Here is a 15,638-nt window from a genome sequence, read left to right as displayed (position 1 = left end):
CCCCTGCCCTCCCCCACTCTCGGCTTCGCTCGAGCGGGGGGACCCCCATCGTCCCCGGGGGCTCCGCCCCCAGACCCCCAAAAGACTGCGCAGTTCCCCGCGCCCCTTTACGTAGGGGCGGCGGGGGCGAAAAAACTCCCTACCCGCACCCCGGTGGGCGGCCACGCGTGACCCGATGAGCCATGGGTGCGCCCGGCGCCGCGCGGATAGGGTCGGGGTATGGGCAGCCATCCGGAATCCCCGGAGTCCACGGACTCCTTGCCGACGCCAGCGACCCCCGCCGGACGCGACGGCCTCGACGCCATCCTCGCCAGGCCCACCCGGGCGGTCATCGGGCTGGACTTCGACGGAACCCTCGCACCGATCGTCCCCGACCCCGAACAGGCCCGCGCCCACCCCGACGCGGTCCCCGCCCTCGCGGCCCTCGCCCCGAAGGTCGCCTCCGTGGCCGTGATCACCGGCCGCCCGGCCGGCGTCGCGGTCCGGCACGGCGGCTTCGCGGGCGTACCGGGCCTGGAGCACCTGGTCGTCCTCGGCCACTACGGCGCCGAACGCTGGGACGCGGTGAGCGGCACGGTCAGCGCCCCCGCCCCGCACCCCGGCGTCGCCGCCGTCCGCGCCGAGCTGCCCGGGTTCCTGGACACGATCGGCGCGTGGCAGGGCACCTGGATCGAAGAGAAGGGGCGCGCCGTCGCCGTCCACACTCGCCGTGCCAGCGACCCGCAAGCCGCCTTCGAGGCCCTGCGCGAGCCCCTCACCGACCTGGCCACCCGGCACGGCCTGATCGTCGAGCCGGGCCGCATGGTCCTGGAGCTGCGCCCGCCGGGCATGGACAAGGGCGTCGCCCTTCTGGAGTACGCCCGCGAGATCGGCGCCGAAGCCGTCGTGTACGCCGGTGACGACCTGGGCGACCTGCCCGCCTTCGCCGCCGTCGACAAGCTGCGCTCCGACGGCATCCCCGGGCTCCTCGTCTGCAGCGGCAGCTCCGAGGTCGCCGAACTCGCCGACCGGGCCGACCTGGTGGTGGACGGCCCGTCCGGAGTCGTACGACTGCTGGCCGCGCTCGCGGCTCAACTGGACTGATCTGCACCGATGTTGGAGGGGGCGGAGACCGGGTTCCCGAAGTAGTCCGGTCCGCCCCCGGTCACCGATCCGGCACCACGCGCAGGCGAACCGGCCCGCAGCCGCACGTCGTACGGGCTCGCCGGATCCGCCGACACGAACAGCGGATCGGCGTTCACCGCGGCGGTGTCCCGGTCCTGCGCGGTGTGCCAGTAGAGGTTGTTGGAGTAGGTGCTGACCGTGTCCGAGATAGGGGTTCCTCCGTCGGCCCCCACGAAGATGTTGTCGCGGAAGGTGACCTCGGTGGGCCCGTTGTCGGACACCAGCGCGGTGTCGGCGTGCTCGGTGACGATCGTGTTCCGGTACACCTGCGTGTCGGTCGTCGCCGCGCAGACGACCGACACGACGCCGTAAGGGGCCGTCGTATTGCGGTCGTTCACGCTGATGTTGTCGTGCACGCGGTTGCCGTTCGTGGTCATTCCGACGCCGTTGCAGACCAGCAGGAAGCCGCCCTCGTTGTCGTGCGAGTAGTTGTAGCGGTAGACGTCGCGGTTGTTGCCGCCGTCGATGTCGTACGCCATCGAGTCACGCGTTCCATGGCCGCCGGTGACCTCGTTGTACTGGTAGAGCACGTCGTCCGAGTTCCACGCCCAGATCCCGGCGTTGTAACCGGCGGAACGCATGTTGAAGCCGTCGACGTAATTCTTCTCCACCAGGGCGCCCTGGGCGGTCTGCACGACGATCCCGTCGCCGCCGACGTCGTAGACCCTGTTGTTCCTTACGCTCAGGCCGGTGATGGCCTGCCAGCTGGTGCCGGGCCCGTTCGGGTGCTCGGGTCGCCGGCCCCAGGTCGACGAGGTCCCGATTCCCGTGCGGTCGACGTGCCGGACGGTCGAGTTCGCGACGCGTACGCCGTCTGGGGGTCCCCCCACGCCCTTAAAGGCAGTGGGGGAGGGTCGGGACGGCCGACCCTCGCACCGAGAAGAGAATCCCCCCGCTCGGGTCCGGGTCCTTGAAGTCGGCGCCGTTGACGTCGTGCACGTCCACGCCGTCGACGGTGAAGCCGTGGGCGACGCCGTAGTCGGTGAGCCGCACGAGGAGGCCGGCCCGGCGGTCGGTGGTGGTGGCGGGCCCCGTGTTGGAGATGTCCAGATTCCGGATCACCCACTGCTCGGTGTTCACCAGGTGCACGGCCGCGCGTGCGCCGGCGCCCTCGATATGCGGCTTCGCGCCCCTGCCGTACGTGTCGATCCGCACGGGCGCCCCTTGTGCGCCCCCACCCTCGGGCGCCAGCACACCGGTACAGCTCGTGCCCCGCTTCAGCAGCAGCCGGTCGCCGGGGCCGTAGACATGGCCACTCGCTTTGGCGAGCGACCGCCAGGCCCCGCCCACCGAGGTCCCGGACCCGCCGTCGTCACCCCGCCCGCAGTCCAGGTAGTACGTCGTGCCCGAGGAGGTCTTCGCGAGGGCCACACCAGTGGGCAGCAGAGCCGCCACCGCGATCACCGTGAGTATGCGCGTACGCCAGAGAGCCATGCGCGGAAGGTGGCCAGGGCTGACATACGGGGCCCATGGACAAACGGAGGCCACGGTTGGACTCCGCTGCTACCACTCTGCCCATCCGTCCCACGGGGGATGGGCACAGCGACCAACGTCGGGCGCCGTGCGATCAGGCGTCCAGCTCGTGCAGCTGCTCCAGGAACCACTGGGCCGGCGGCAAAGCAGTCGCCGCGGCAGCCAGCCGCTTCGTACGCTCGGCCCGCTCGCCGAGGGACATGGACAACGCCTCGTGCAACGCGCGGGCGGTACCGATCACGTCGAACGGATTCACAGAAATCGCGTCCTCGCCCAGCTCCTCGTACGCCCCCGCCTCCCGCGACAGCACCAGCACGCACCCCTCGTCGGAGACGACGGGCACCTCCTTGGCGACGAGGTTCATGCCGTCCCGGATGGGGTTGACGAGGGCCACGTCGGCGAGCCGGTACGCGGCCAGAGAGCGTGCGAAGTCGTCCTTGACATGCAGGACCACCGGGGTCCAACCGGCCATCCCGTACCGGGAGTTGATCTCATCCGCCAGAAGCTGCACCTCGGCCGTGTACTTCCGGTACACGGCGAGGTCCTGCCGGGACGGGTAGGCGAAGGCGACGTGCACGACGCGCTCGTGCCACGCCGGGTGGTCCTCCAGGAGCTGCCGGTAGGCCAGCAGCCCGCGCACGATGTTCTTCGACAGCTCGGTCCGGTCGACCCGCACGATCGCCTTGCGGTCCGGGCCGATCTGTTCCCGCAGCGTGGCCATCCGTTCGTCGACGTCCGCCTCGTGCGAGCGCCGCCGCAGAAAGTCCGCGTCCGCGCCGAGCCCGTGCACGCCGACCCGGGTGTCACCGAGCCCGCCGACGAGTTCGGCGGCGCACGCGGTGAACGCGTCCGCCCAGCGGCGGGTGAGGAAACCGAGCCGGTCCGCGCCCAGCATCCCGCGCAGCACCTGCTCGGCGATGTCGTCCGGCAGCATCCGGAAGTAGTCCACCGGCGCCCACGGCGTGTGCGAGAAGTGCCCGATCCGCAGGTCGGGGCGCAGCTCGCGCAGCATCCCCGGCACCAGGGTCAGGTGGTAGTCCTGTACGACGACCACGGCACGCTGGGCCGCCTCGTCGGCCAGCGCCTCGGCGAACGCGCGGTTGTACGCCTCGTACGACGCCCACTGGCGCCGGAACTCCGCGTCGAAGACCGGCTCGAGCGGTGTCTGGTAGAGCATGTGGTGGACGAACCACAGCACGGAGTTCGCGATGCCGTTGTACGCGTCGGCGTGCGTCGCGACGTCGATGTCCAGCATCCGTACGCCGTCCTCGCCGACCCCGCGCCGCACCGCCTCGCGGTCCCCGTCGCCGAGCGCCGAGCACACCCACAGGGCGCCCGCGTCCGGCCCGATCGCCGACAGGCCCGAGACCAGCCCGCCGCCACCGCGCTTGGCGTGCAGCGAGCCGTCCTCGCGCACCTCGTAGGTGACCGGGCCGCGGTTGGAGGCGACCAGGATCCGGTGGGCACCGTGCGTTGAAGCCATGACACGAAACCTAGCCCTCGGTCGAAACGCTCAAACGTTCCCGTCGGCCGTCTGCGGGGTCGTATGCGATCTGCCGGCCGGTGGGGGCTGGTCGCGCCCAGGTGGCGGAGCCGCATATGTCACAGTTCACAGCCCCGCGCCCCTGAAGGGCGCGGGGCTAGGCGGCCCTTCGTTTCACGTACTCGGTGATTTCGGACATCGGCGGGCGTTCCTCCGTGTCAACGGAGTGTGTGCGCGGCTCGAAGCCGTCCTCACCCCGCTCGAACTGTGTGAGTGACGGGCGGATCATGTGGCCGCGGGCCAGGCGCAGCTGGGCCGTGCGGTAGATCGCCGCGGCCATGCGGCCCAGCGCCTGTCCGTCCTGGTGGCGGTGCTTGCGCACGCCCACGTCGACCTGGGCCAAGGCGTCCAGGCCCACCAGGTGCAGGGCATCGACGAGCATGCCCAGCTCGACGCCGTACCCGACGGGGAACGGCAGCTGTTCGAGCAGGGAGCGGCGGGCCGCGTACTCGCCGCCGAGCGGCTGGACGAAGCCCGCGAGCTGCGGCCAGTGCATGTTCAGCAGGGGGCGGGCCATCAGCTCGGTGACGCGGCCGCCCTGGCCGGCCGCCTGGCCCAGCGGGCGGTCGTACATCGCCTTGACCAGGTCCACGCCGGGTTCGGTGAGCAGCGGGCCCACGATCCCGGAGACGAAGTCGGACGAGAACTCCTTGAGGTCCGCGTCGATGAAGCAGACGATGTCCCCGCTCGTCACGAGCAGCGACCGCCACAGGACCTCGCCCTTGCCGGGCACGGTCGGGATGCGCGGCAGGATCTCGTCGCGGTGCACGACTCTCGCCCCCGCGGCGGCTGCCACCTCGGAGGTGCGGTCCGTCGAGCCCGAGTCGACGACGACGATCTCGTCGACGAGGGGCACCTGCTGCATCAGATCGTGGCGGATGATCGCGACGATCTCGCCGACGGTCTCCTCCTCGTTGAGAGCGGGCAGTACGACACTGACCGTCGACCCTGTGGTGCGTTTGGCGGCCATGAGTTGGTGGAGCGGGCGATCGGTCACGGACCAGGAGCGTGTGCTCAGCCAGCGCTCAACTTCCTTCAGCACAGTCTGCGGCTCCTCACTGTCTGATCACCCGGTGTCTCACGGTGTGATCCATCTCGCGGTTCGGACGACTATCTCAACTGTCCTGGCCTTCGGTTACAGTCTTGAACAACGCGGATGACCATCGCATTGCGTAGATCATCGGCGCGCATGGTGATCGATAGTTCAACAACCGAATACCGCTCATCCAGAGGGGCAGAGGGATACGGCCCGTTGAAGCCCCGGCAACCCTCCAGCCGGTCTTGTCACGTTGACGTGGCGAGGCTCCCGGCTAGGGAAGGTGCCAAATCCGTCTCACGGCGAAGTGCGTCGTGAGGAAGATGAGGAGAAAGGGCCTCGCCTCCATGGCTGCGCAGACTGTTGCAAGCACCACGAACACCGTAGACGCCGTTGACCTCGGCCCCGCCGCCGCGCTTTCCTGCCGCGAGTGCGGGCACCGCGTCCCGCTCGGCCCGGTCTTCGCCTGCGAGGAGTGTTTCGGCCCGCTGGAGATCGCGTACGACTTCTCGGCCTACGACACCGAGGAACTCCGCAAGCGCATCGAAGCGGGCCCCGCGAACATCTGGCGCTACGCGCCCCTCCTGCCCGTCCCCGCGGACGTCGCCGACAAGCCGAATATCAACCCCGGCTGGACCAAGCTCGTCAAGGCCGACAACCTGGCGCGCGAGCTCGGCGTCGACGCCGGCAAGCTCTTCGTCAAGGACGACTCCGGCAACCCGACGCACTCCTTCAAGGACCGCGTGGTCGCCCAGGCCATCGAGGCCGCTCGCGCCTTCAACTTCACCACCCTCTCCTGCTCCTCCACCGGCAACCTGGCCGGCGCCGTCGGTGCTGCCGCCGCCCGCGCCGGCTTCCGCTCCTGCGTGTTCATCCCGCACGACCTGGAGCAGGGCAAGGTCGTCATGGCCGCCATCTACGGCGGCGAGCTCGTCGGCATCGAGGGCAACTACGACGACGTGAACCGCTTCTGCTCCGAGCTGATCGGCGACCCGGCCGGCGAGGGCTGGGGCTTCGTCAACGTCAACCTGCGGCCGTACTACGCGGAGGGCTCGAAGACCCTCGCGTACGAGATCTGCGAGCAGCTCGGCTGGCGGCTCCCGGACCAGCTGGTCGTCCCGATCGCCTCCGGCTCCCAGCTCACGAAGGTCGACAAGGGTCTGCAGGAGCTGATCAAGCTCGGCCTCGTCGAGGACAAGCCGTACAAGATCTTCGGCGCCCAGGCCGAGGGCTGCTCGCCGGTCTCCGTCGCCTACAAGGCCGGACACGACGTCGTACGGCCGCAGAAGCCGAACACCATCGCCAAGTCGCTCGCCATCGGCAACCCGGCCGACGGGCCGTACGTGCTCGACATCGCGCGCCGCACGGGCGGTGCGGTGGAGGATGTCAACGACGAGCAGGTCGTCGACGCGATCAAGCTCCTCGCGCGCACGGAGGGCATCTTCGCCGAGACGGCGGGCGGTGTGACCCTCGGCGTCACGAAGAAGCTGATCGAGAACGGCCTCCTCGACCCGACCCTGACCACGGTCGTCCTCAACACCGGCGACGGCCTCAAGACCCTGGACGCGGTGGCCGGCACCGGCCTGACCGCGACCATCCGCCCGAACCTGGACTCCTTCCGAGAGGCTGGCCTCGCATCATGAGCGTCAACGTCCGCATCCCCACCATCCTGCGCACCTACACCGGCGGACAGGCCGAGGTGACGGCCGAGGGCGGGACCCTCGCCGAGGTCATCGCCGACCTGGAGAAGAACCACACGGGTATCTCCGCGCGCGTTCTGGACGACCAGGGCAAGCTGCGCCGCTTCGTCAACGTGTACGTCAACGACGACGACGTGCGGTTCGAGCAGGGCCTGGAGACGGCGACGCCTGACGGCGCGGGCGTGTCGATCATCCCGGCCGTCGCCGGCGGCTGATCCATCACCCAGGGTGAGATTGTTACCGTAGGTAACGCTCATCACTAAGAGTTCATCGAATTGCCCCCTCCGTGAGAGAAACGGAGGGGGCAATTCTGCATGGTTGAGCGCGGTACAGTTGGGGAAGCTGCTTCGCCTTTCATGCCGGACGCATATGAGTATCTGCGCGACACCCGACAAGAAGTAGCCAAAGTGCCCCGCCTTTTTGAGCCGTTTATGGCATTTATGGGGCCCGACTTGCCCTGAATCTGCGCAAATTCTCCGCATATTCCCGATCGGCCGTGCCCAGAATTCTCGTCCGATTGACCTGTTGCAGACGGCAGTTGGACAGATACATTCAGCCGCGGTCGACGCGTTCCGGCGCACACCCCCAACCGTTGGGGGGTGAGGTCTGACCCGGATCCGCGAAGTGTGGATCTGTGCAAGGGCCAGTAATAGGGGAGTTAGGCATGGCTCAGGGCACCGTCAAGTGGTTCAACGCGGAGAAGGGGTACGGCTTCATCGCGGTCGACGGTGGTGCGGACGTCTTCGTGCACTACAGCGCGATTCAGATGGACGGCTACCGCACCCTTGAAGAGGGTCAGCGAGTGGAGTTCGAGATCTCGCAGGGCCAGAAGGGTCCGCAGGCGGACATGGTCAAGCTCGCCGTCTGATCCCGGCGCGAACGGCCACCGACGCACTCACGCCGAGGGGCCCGCATCCCACCAGGGGTGCGGGCCCCTCGTGCGTTCCCGAGCCCGCTCCGGTTCGCGCCCCCCCGAACCCCCCGCCGGACCCGCTCCCGTTCGCGCCCCCCGAACCACCCGCCGGGCCCGCCCCCGTTCGTGAGAGGCGCTTGCGCCCGCCCGTCGCCCGACCATCACCCCTCAACGAGCTCGCTGCGCGAGCGCACCTTGCACTCGACGGGGTCGAGTGCTAATCATTGGCGTTAGCACTCTCCCAGTGAGAGTGACAGAACTTGGATCGGGCCAGTGAGGCCCGCAAGCCGGTGGGGCAAGGAACCACAGGGCTTGCAGGCCGTCCGTCGCGGGCGCGGGCACGATCCGGAGCAATCCACCCCGTCCGGGAGGACCACTTCACATGGCCAAGATCATCGCGTTCGACGAGGAGGCGCGGCGAGGCCTCGAGCGCGGCATGAACCAGCTCGCGGACGCCGTCAAGGTGACCCTCGGCCCCAAGGGCCGCAACGTCGTCCTCGAGAAGAAGTGGGGCGCCCCCACGATCACCAACGACGGTGTCTCCATCGCCAAGGAGATCGAGCTCGAGGACCCGTACGAGAAGATCGGTGCCGAGCTGGTCAAGGAGGTCGCGAAGAAGACGGACGACGTCGCCGGTGACGGCACGACGACCGCGACCGTCCTGGCCCAGGCGCTGGTCCGCGAGGGTTTGCGCAACGTAGCCGCCGGCGCCAACCCGATGGCCCTCAAGCGCGGTATCGAGAAGGCCGTCGAGGCCGTCTCCGCCGCCCTGCTGGAGCAGGCGAAGGACGTCGAGACCAAGGAGCAGATCGCTTCCACGGCCTCCATCTCCGCCGCCGACACCCAGATCGGCGAGCTCATCGCCGAGGCCATGGACAAGGTCGGCAAGGAAGGCGTCATCACCGTCGAGGAGTCCCAGACCTTCGGTCTGGAGCTGGAGCTCACCGAGGGTATGCGCTTCGACAAGGGCTACATCTCGGCGTACTTCGCCACCGACATGGAGCGTATGGAGGCCGTCCTCGACGACCCGTACATCCTGATCGCCAACTCGAAGATCAGCAACGTCAAGGACCTGCTGCCGCTCCTCGAGAAGGTCATGCAGTCCGGCAAGCCGCTGCTGCTCATCGCTGAGGACGTCGAGGGCGAGGCCCTGTCGACCCTGGTCGTCAACAAGATCCGTGGCACCTTCAAGTCCGTCGCCGTCAAGGCCCCGGGCTTCGGTGACCGCCGCAAGGCCATGCTCGGCGACATCGCCATCCTCACGGGCGGCGAGGTCATCTCCGAGGAGGTCGGCCTCAAGCTGGAGAACGCGGGTCTGGACCTGCTGGGCCGCGCCCGCAAGGTCGTCATCACCAAGGACGAGACCACGATCGTCGACGGCTCCGGCTCCGCCGACCAGGTCGCCGGCCGGGTCAACCAGATCCGCGCCGAGATCGAGAACTCGGACTCGGACTACGACCGCGAGAAGCTCCAGGAGCGCCTGGCGAAGCTGGCCGGCGGCGTGGCCGTCATCAAGGCCGGTGCCGCCACCGAGGTCGAGCTCAAGGAGCGCAAGCACCGCATCGAGGACGCCGTTCGCAACGCGAAGGCGGCCGTCGAAGAGGGCATCGTCGCCGGTGGTGGCGTGGCCCTCATCCAGGCCTCCGCGGTCTTCGAGAAGCTGGAGCTCGAGGGTGACGAGGCGACCGGTGCCAACGCCGTGAAGCTCGCCCTGGAGGCCCCGCTCAAGCAGATCGCCGTCAACGGTGGTCTCGAGGGTGGCGTCGTCGTCGAGAAGGTGCGCAACCTTCAGGTCGGCCACGGTCTGAACGCCGCGACCGGCGAGTACGTCGACATGATCGCCGAGGGCATCATCGACCCGGCGAAGGTGACCCGCTCTGCCCTGCAGAACGCCGCCTCCATCGCCGCGCTGTTCCTCACCACCGAGGCCGTCATCGCCGACAAGCCGGAGAAGGCCGCCGCGGCCGCTCCGGGCGGCATGCCGGGCGGTGACATGGACTTCTGATCGGCCTCTGGTTGATCACTGTCCTTACGTTTCGAGGGCGGTACCCCCACTCCCAGGGGGTGCCGCCCTCGGGCGTTTGCGGGAGTGCTCCCGTCGGGGTCGGGTCCGGGGCGCTCCCGTCGCGCGTGTGCGGGATCACAGGGGCGGGCCGTTGGGCGGCGGAATGCTGCGACGGGCGGGACAGTTGACGTTCATGGGCGGTCGATGCATGTGCACATACCGCCTGGAATCCCTTGACCGCTCGACGTCTGATCGACCTCTCCGAGGAGCCCCCTTCGTGACTGCCACCGCCGCCTCGCGCGCAGCCGAGATCCTGTCCCGCCCCGTCTCCCTGAACGGCCTGACTGTCCCGAACCGCATCGTGATGGCCCCGATGACCCGGCAGTTCTCGCCGGGCGGCGTCCCGGGGGAGGACGTGGTCGGGTACTACGCCCGCCGCGCCGCCGCGGGTGTGGGCCTCATCGTCACCGAGGGCACGTACGTGGGCCACGAGTCGGCCGGGCAGAGCGACCGCGTCCCGCGTTTCCACGGCGAGGAGCAGCTGGCGGGCTGGACGAAGGTCGCCGACGCCGTGCACGCGGGGGGCGGCGCGATCGTGCCGCAGCTGTGGCACATCGGTATGGTCCGCAACGCGGGCGAGCCGCCGTTCGCGGACGCCCCCGCGGTCGGCCCGTCCGGTCTGCGCATCAACGGCACGGCCGGTGAGGGCAAGGAGATGACCCAGTCCGACCTGGACGACGTCATCGCGGCGTTCGCCGAGGCCGCGGCCGCCGCCGAGCGCATCGGCTTCGACGGGGTCGAGCTCCACGGCGCGCACGGCTACCTCATCGACCAGTTCCTGTGGTCGGGCACCAACCGCCGCACCGACGCGTACGGCGGTGACCCGGTGGCCCGTACGAAGTTCGCGGCGGAGATCGTCGCCGCGGTCCGTGCGTCGGTCTCCCCGGAGTTCCCCGTCCTCTTCCGCTACTCGCAGTGGAAGCAGGAGGCGTACGATGCCCGGCTCGCCGAGACGCCGGAGGAGCTGGAGGCGATCCTGACCCCGCTCGCGGCGGCCGGAGTGGACGCCTTCCATGCCTCCACGCGCCGCTACTGGCTTCCTGAGTTCGACGGTTCGGACCTGAACCTGGCGGGCTGGACGAAGAAGCTGACCGGCAAGGCCGCCATCACCGTTGGCTCGGTCGGCCTGGACGGTGACTTCATCAAGGCGTTCCAGGGCGAGGGCGCGCCGGTGGCCGGCCTCGACAATCTCCTCGACCGGCTGGAGAGCGACGAGTTCGACCTCGTCGCCGTGGGGCGTGCGCTCCTCCAGGACCCGGAGTGGGCGGCGAAGGTCCTCGACGGACGGTTCGCGGACCTGGGCGCGTACGACCCGACGGCCCTGCGCACACTCAGCTGAGCCGGGGGGGGGGGCTTCGCCCCCTCCGCCCCTGCCCGTCCCGACCAGCCTGTCCGTTGCGGGTGGGTGGGGGCTTGTCGCGCAGTTCCCCGCGCCCCTAAAAGGGGCGCGGGGAACTGCGCGATCTTTTAGCGGGGGTCTGGGGGCGCAGCCCCCAGGTACGGGAATGGGTAGGGGCGGCGGGGGCGAAAAAACCACCCTGAGCACCCGTCTCCGAAGCTTCTCTTGCTTAAGTCAATCAATTTGCTTAAGGTTGAGTAAGTCAAGCAATCGTGCCCGTCGCCCGGAGGCCCTGTCATGTCCGACGCCCTTGCCCGATCCCCCGAGGCGGGGAACACCGCTCCGCCGAGGTCGAACGCCGTGGTGGCGGTCCTGGCCTTCGCCGGAATCGTCGTCTCGCTGATGCAGACCCTGGTCATCCCGATCGTCCCGGAGCTGCCCAAGTACCTCGACGCCTCGGCGTCGAACACGGCATGGGCGGTCACCGCCACGCTGCTCGCCGCCGCCGTGGCGACACCGGTCGTCGGCCGCCTCGGCGACATGTTCGGCAAGCGCCGCATGCTGCTGGTCAGCATCGTGCTGCTGGTGTCCGGCTCGGTGGTCTGCGCGCTGGCCGACTCCCTGGTCCCGATGATCATCGGCCGGACCCTGCAGGGCCTGGCCGCCGCGGTCGTCCCGCTCGGCATCAGCGTCATGCGCGACGAACTGCCCGCCGACCGGCTCGCAGGGTCGACGGCGCTGATGAGCGCCTCCCTCGGCGTGGGTGGCGCGCTGGGTCTGCCCTCCGCCGCGTTCATCGCGGACAACTTCAGCTGGCACGTACTGTTCTGGACCTCGGCCGCGCTCGGTGCCGTCGCCCTCGTACTCGTCCTGATGATCGTGCCCGAGTCGAAGGTGCGCACCGGCGGACGCTTCGACCTGATCGGCTCGCTCGGCATGGCGGCCGGCCTGGTCTCCCTGCTCCTGGCCGTCTCCAAGGGTGCCGACTGGGGCTGGGGCAGCGGCACGACGCTCGGCCTGTTCGCCGTCGCGGTCCTCGTCCTGCTGGCGTGGGGCTGGTACGAGCTGCGCACCGCCAAGCCGCTGGTGGACCTGCGGACCACCGCCCGCCGTCAGGTGCTGTTCACCAACCTCGCCTCGGTGGCGTTCGGCTTCTCGATGTTCGCGATGTCCCTGGTCCTGCCGCAGCTGCTCCAGCTGCCCGAGCAGACCGGCTACGGCCTCGGCCAGTCCATGATGACCGTCGGCCTGGTGCTGGCTCCGCAGGGCCTGGTGATGATGGCCATGGCACCGATCTCCGCCGCCATCACCAAGACCAAGGGCCCGAAGATCACCCTGATGTGCGGTGCCGTCATCGTCGCCGCCGGCTACGGTCTCAACATCGTGCTGATGTCCGAGGTCTGGCACCTCGTCCTGGTCTCCTGCATCATCGGCGCCGGTGTCGGCTTCGCCTACGGCGCGATGCCCGCGCTCATCATGGGCGCCGTGCCCGCCTCCGAGACGGCCGCCGCGAACAGCCTCAATACCCTGATGCGGTCCATCGGTACGTCGTTCGCCAGCGCGATCGCCGGTGTCGTCCTCGCCCAGATGACCACCGACTTCGGCACCACCGCCCTGCCCTCCGAGAACGGCTTCAAGGTGGTCATGGCCATCGGCGCCGGCGCGGCTCTCCTCGCCCTCGTCCTCGCCGCGTTCCTCCCGGGTCGCCGCGCCGCCGCGCAGGCGGTGCCCGCGGAGGGGGCCACCGGCGGCGAGCAGGCCGAGGCCGCGGAGGCCTCCGGGGCGAAGGCGTAACCCTCCCCACTGATCAACGTGTCACCTGGCCACCGGGCCATTCACCAGGGCGGTCGCCGTCCCGCTTCACGCGGGACGGCGACCGCCTCGCTGTTGGCACGGACTGCCGTCATGCCGACGACCGTCGCGCAGGGCCGCTGCAAGGTGGTCACGGCGCAGAAGCTGACCGCCGTACTGGGCGGGCTGGGCGGCGGCGAGTCATGACCGGGGAGTACGTGGTCGACGTACGGGACGGGCGGGTCAGCCAGGCGCGAGGGCGGCTGCGTACAGGCGCGGCCCGTGGGCGGCGGGCGCGAGTGGGACCGTCCGCCGGAGGCGGTGGGCGAGGCGCCGCCGGCGGAGGTGCTACGGGCGCGGGTACGGCGCCTCGACCGGGAGGCCCCCCTGAGGTGGGTGGGTCGGGGAGGGAGGGTGTGGCGGATTTGGGCCAACCCGAGCGGCGGAAACCTGGGATTCAGGGCGTGAGTGTGGCCCACATCTGCCCATTCCTCCCGCCGGAGGGCTCCCGCTACAGGTTGCCCATTGGTTCGATGTCGATCTTTACCGGGGTGCCCCAGATGCGCAGGACCTCGTAGTCGGTGAACTCGTGGACCAGGCGGTAGGCCGTGCCGGGGCGGGGGGTGCGGCGCTCGGCGGCGAGGTAGCGCTCGGCCTCGTGGCGGTCGCGGCGGGGGGTGCCGCAGAGATGCCACGCCTGGCCGTTCCAGACCTCCGGGAGCCAGCGCTGCTGGGGCTGGGGGCGGTCGCCGCGGACGCCGTAGCGGGACTTGGTGCGCTCGGGCGTCTCGTCGGGGCCGGTGGGGCGGCCGCCGTGCGAGTAGGCGTCGTTGACCTCGGAGCGGCGGGCGGCGCGTCGGCGGGTCTCGCAGAGCAGGCAGAGGTCGGCGGCGCCCTCGTCGACCGGCCCGTTCGGGTGCTCGGAGCAGCGGGTGGTGGGCGCCGCCGTCGTCACCGTCTCGTCCAGCAGGTCCAGGGCCCGCTTCAGGTCCGCCTTGACCTCGTGCAGCTTCGCGTCGGGGGTGTCGGCGTTCAGCGCGTCGCCGTGCTCGCCGAGCAGGCGCAGGGCGCGGCCGAGAGCGGTCAGCTGTGCGTGGTTCATGGCTCCACCTTTGCACGCGCCACTGACAACCCGGCAGGGTCGGAGAGGCCGGCACGGTCGGTGAGGCCGGTGAGGCCGAAGAAGTACGTCGCCGCGAAGCCGACCACATATCCCGTGAGCAGGCCGCCCGCGTAGATGGCGGCCGTCGGGGCCAGGCCCCGGTTCCCGGCGAGCAGGGGGAACAGGGCCCAGCCCGAGGGGCCGATGGCCGTCGAGCCGACCTTGTCGCCGAGCATCGAGAAGAGGCCCACGAAGGCGCCGCCCGCCGCTCCGCCCGCGCACGCCGTGATGAAGGGGCGGCCGAGGGGGAGCGAGACGCCGTAGATCAGGGGTTCGCCGACGCCGAGGAGGCCCGCGGGGAGCGCCGACCTGATCGTCGTACGGATGGAGTGGTCGTGGCGGAGTCGGACGTACACCGCCGCGGCCGCGCCGACCTGGCCCGCGCCCGCCATCGCCAGGATGGGGAGGAGGACGGTGTAGCCCTGCTGCTCGATGAGCGTGGTGTGGATGGGGATCAGGGCCTGGTGCAGGCCGAGCATGACGAGGGGGAGGAACAGGCCGCCGAGGAGCAGGCCCGCGAAGGCGCCGGTGTTCTCCAGGAGCCAGTTCGCCGCCGTGCCGATGGCGGTGGAGAGCTCACCCGCCGTGTACATCAGGGCGTAGAGCGTCACCAGGCCGGTGAGCAGGACGGTGATGGTGGGGGTGACCAGGACGTCCAGCGTCTCCGGGACCCAGCCGCGGCACCACTTCTCGACGTACGTCCCCAGGAGCGCGGCAGCCAGTGCGCCCAGGACGCCGCCCTGGCCGGGGGCGAGCGTCATGCCGAACGCCGTCACCTTGGCGACCCCCGCGTACACGATGACCGCCGCCACCGCGCCGCCCAGGATCGGCGTGCCGCCGAACTCCTTCGCCGTGTTGTACCCGACGAAGACGGCGATCAGGGCCATGAAGCCGGAGGCGATGGCGGTGAGGGCCGGGGTGAGGGCCCCCAGCCAACCCAGGTTGATCAGCAGGCCGTTCAGGCCCGCGATGACGCCGCAGCCGATCAGGGCGGGGATCAGGGGGACGAAGATGTTCGCGATGCGGCGGAGGAGGACTTTGAGGGGGGTGGTGTTGCGTTGCCGCTGGTCCGCCTTCATCTCGGCGCCTCTGGATGCCAGTTGATCGGCCGTGGTCGCCAGCAACGCCTCGAACTCCGGGGTCACTCGGGCGACGGTGCCCGGGCCCAGGACGATCTGGCACGTGTCGTCGTCCGCGACGACGCCGAGAACGGCGGGGAGGGCCTTGAGGGGGTCCTCCTGGACCAGGGTTCGGTCCCGTAGGCCCAGGCGGAGGCGGGTCATGCAGTGCGCTACGGAGGTGACGTTCGCGGGGCCGCCGACCAAGGGGAGGATCGCGGCGGCGGTGGTGTGGGGGGAGGTGTTCACTGTGCGCTGGTCCTGGTTGCTCGGGGGTGGGTGCGCTTACCGGCGCTTGCAGGGTTCCGCTGTGCCCACCCGCTCCGCCCGGCGG

Annotated in this window: 13 protein-coding genes and 1 riboswitch; of the genes, 7 read left to right on the top strand and 6 right to left on the bottom strand. The window is 70.0% G+C overall.

All coding sequences use genetic code 11. The annotated features are described in order from the left end of the window. The first annotated feature begins 219 nt into the window (after nt 1–219). Nucleotides 220–1,083: a trehalose-phosphatase gene (gene otsB, locus AB5J53_RS22390; protein WP_369247448.1), complete on the top strand. Its 864-nt coding sequence runs from the start codon at nt 220–222 to the stop codon at nt 1,081–1,083. On the opposite strand, the gene AB5J53_RS22385 is transcribed toward otsB, so the two are convergent. From AB5J53_RS22385 to AB5J53_RS22370, 4 genes are all read right to left on the bottom strand, one after another. Beyond that, the gene (locus tag AB5J53_RS22385) at nt 1,071–1,994 is read right to left on the bottom strand and encodes a right-handed parallel beta-helix repeat-containing protein (RefSeq protein ID WP_369247447.1); all 924 of its coding nucleotides are present in this window, start codon (nt 1,992–1,994) and stop codon (nt 1,071–1,073) included. The genes otsB and AB5J53_RS22385 overlap by 13 nt on opposite strands. 4 nt (nt 1,995–1,998) lie before the next feature. Further along, a complete protein-coding gene (locus AB5J53_RS22380; RefSeq protein WP_369247446.1) occupies nt 1,999–2,598 on the bottom strand; it encodes a hypothetical protein in 600 nt (199 codons plus the stop codon). Nucleotides 2,599–2,731: 133 nt separating this feature from the next. Further along, a complete protein-coding gene (locus tag AB5J53_RS22375; protein ID WP_369247445.1) occupies nt 2,732–4,120 on the bottom strand; it encodes a trehalose-6-phosphate synthase in 1,389 nt (462 codons plus the stop codon). Nucleotides 4,121–4,277: 157 nt separating this feature from the next. After that, nucleotides 4,278–5,222 carry a glucosyl-3-phosphoglycerate synthase gene (locus tag AB5J53_RS22370; protein ID WP_369247444.1) on the bottom strand — a complete coding sequence of 315 codons (945 nt, stop codon included), beginning with the start codon at nt 5,220–5,222 and terminating at the stop codon, nt 4,278–4,280. A gap of 177 nt (nt 5,223–5,399) precedes the next feature. Further along, a riboswitch (SAM riboswitch) is annotated at nt 5,400–5,546 on the top strand. Between the two features lie 17 nt (nt 5,547–5,563). On the opposite strand from AB5J53_RS22370, the gene thrC reads away from it, so the two are divergent. From thrC to AB5J53_RS22340, 6 genes are all read left to right on the top strand, one after another. Further along, nucleotides 5,564–6,859, top strand: a complete 1,296-nt coding sequence (thrC, locus tag AB5J53_RS22365) for a threonine synthase (protein ID WP_369247443.1) — start codon at nt 5,564–5,566, stop codon at nt 6,857–6,859. Beyond that, a complete protein-coding gene (locus AB5J53_RS22360; protein WP_369247442.1) occupies nt 6,856–7,131 on the top strand; it encodes a MoaD/ThiS family protein in 276 nt (91 codons plus the stop codon). Before thrC ends, AB5J53_RS22360 begins: the two co-directional genes overlap by 4 nt. 449 nt (nt 7,132–7,580) lie before the next feature. Then, nucleotides 7,581–7,784, top strand: a complete 204-nt coding sequence (locus tag AB5J53_RS22355; RefSeq protein WP_005315736.1) for a cold-shock protein — start codon at nt 7,581–7,583, stop codon at nt 7,782–7,784. 427 nt (nt 7,785–8,211) lie between these two features. Further along, nucleotides 8,212–9,834: a chaperonin GroEL gene (groL, locus tag AB5J53_RS22350; protein WP_369247441.1), complete on the top strand. Its 1,623-nt coding sequence runs from the start codon at nt 8,212–8,214 to the stop codon at nt 9,832–9,834. A gap of 277 nt (nt 9,835–10,111) precedes the next feature. Beyond that, nucleotides 10,112–11,233: an NADH:flavin oxidoreductase gene (locus tag AB5J53_RS22345; RefSeq protein WP_369247440.1), complete on the top strand. Its 1,122-nt coding sequence runs from the start codon at nt 10,112–10,114 to the stop codon at nt 11,231–11,233. A gap of 297 nt (nt 11,234–11,530) precedes the next feature. After that, nucleotides 11,531–13,027, top strand: coding sequence for an MFS transporter (locus AB5J53_RS22340; RefSeq protein ID WP_369247439.1), 1,497 nt, complete (start codon nt 11,531–11,533; stop codon nt 13,025–13,027). A 508-nt stretch (nt 13,028–13,535) separates the two neighbouring features. Here the strand turns inward: AB5J53_RS22340 and AB5J53_RS22335 are convergent. Further along, on the bottom strand, nt 13,536–14,126 hold the full coding sequence (locus AB5J53_RS22335; RefSeq protein ID WP_369247438.1) for a hypothetical protein: 591 nt from the start codon (nt 14,124–14,126) through the stop codon (nt 13,536–13,538). Further along, a complete protein-coding gene (locus tag AB5J53_RS22330) occupies nt 14,123–15,553 on the bottom strand; it encodes a PTS transporter subunit EIIC (RefSeq protein ID WP_369247437.1) in 1,431 nt (476 codons plus the stop codon). The genes AB5J53_RS22335 and AB5J53_RS22330 overlap by 4 nt, the downstream gene beginning before the upstream one ends. Nucleotides 15,554–15,638: the final 85 nt, after the last annotated feature.

The sequence above is a fragment of the Streptomyces sp. R41 genome (assembly GCF_041053055.1).
Taxonomy (GTDB): domain Bacteria; phylum Actinomycetota; class Actinomycetes; order Streptomycetales; family Streptomycetaceae; genus Streptomyces.
The sequence above is the reverse complement of the archived record's forward strand: the minus strand, read 5'-3'. Positions and strand labels throughout refer to the sequence as shown.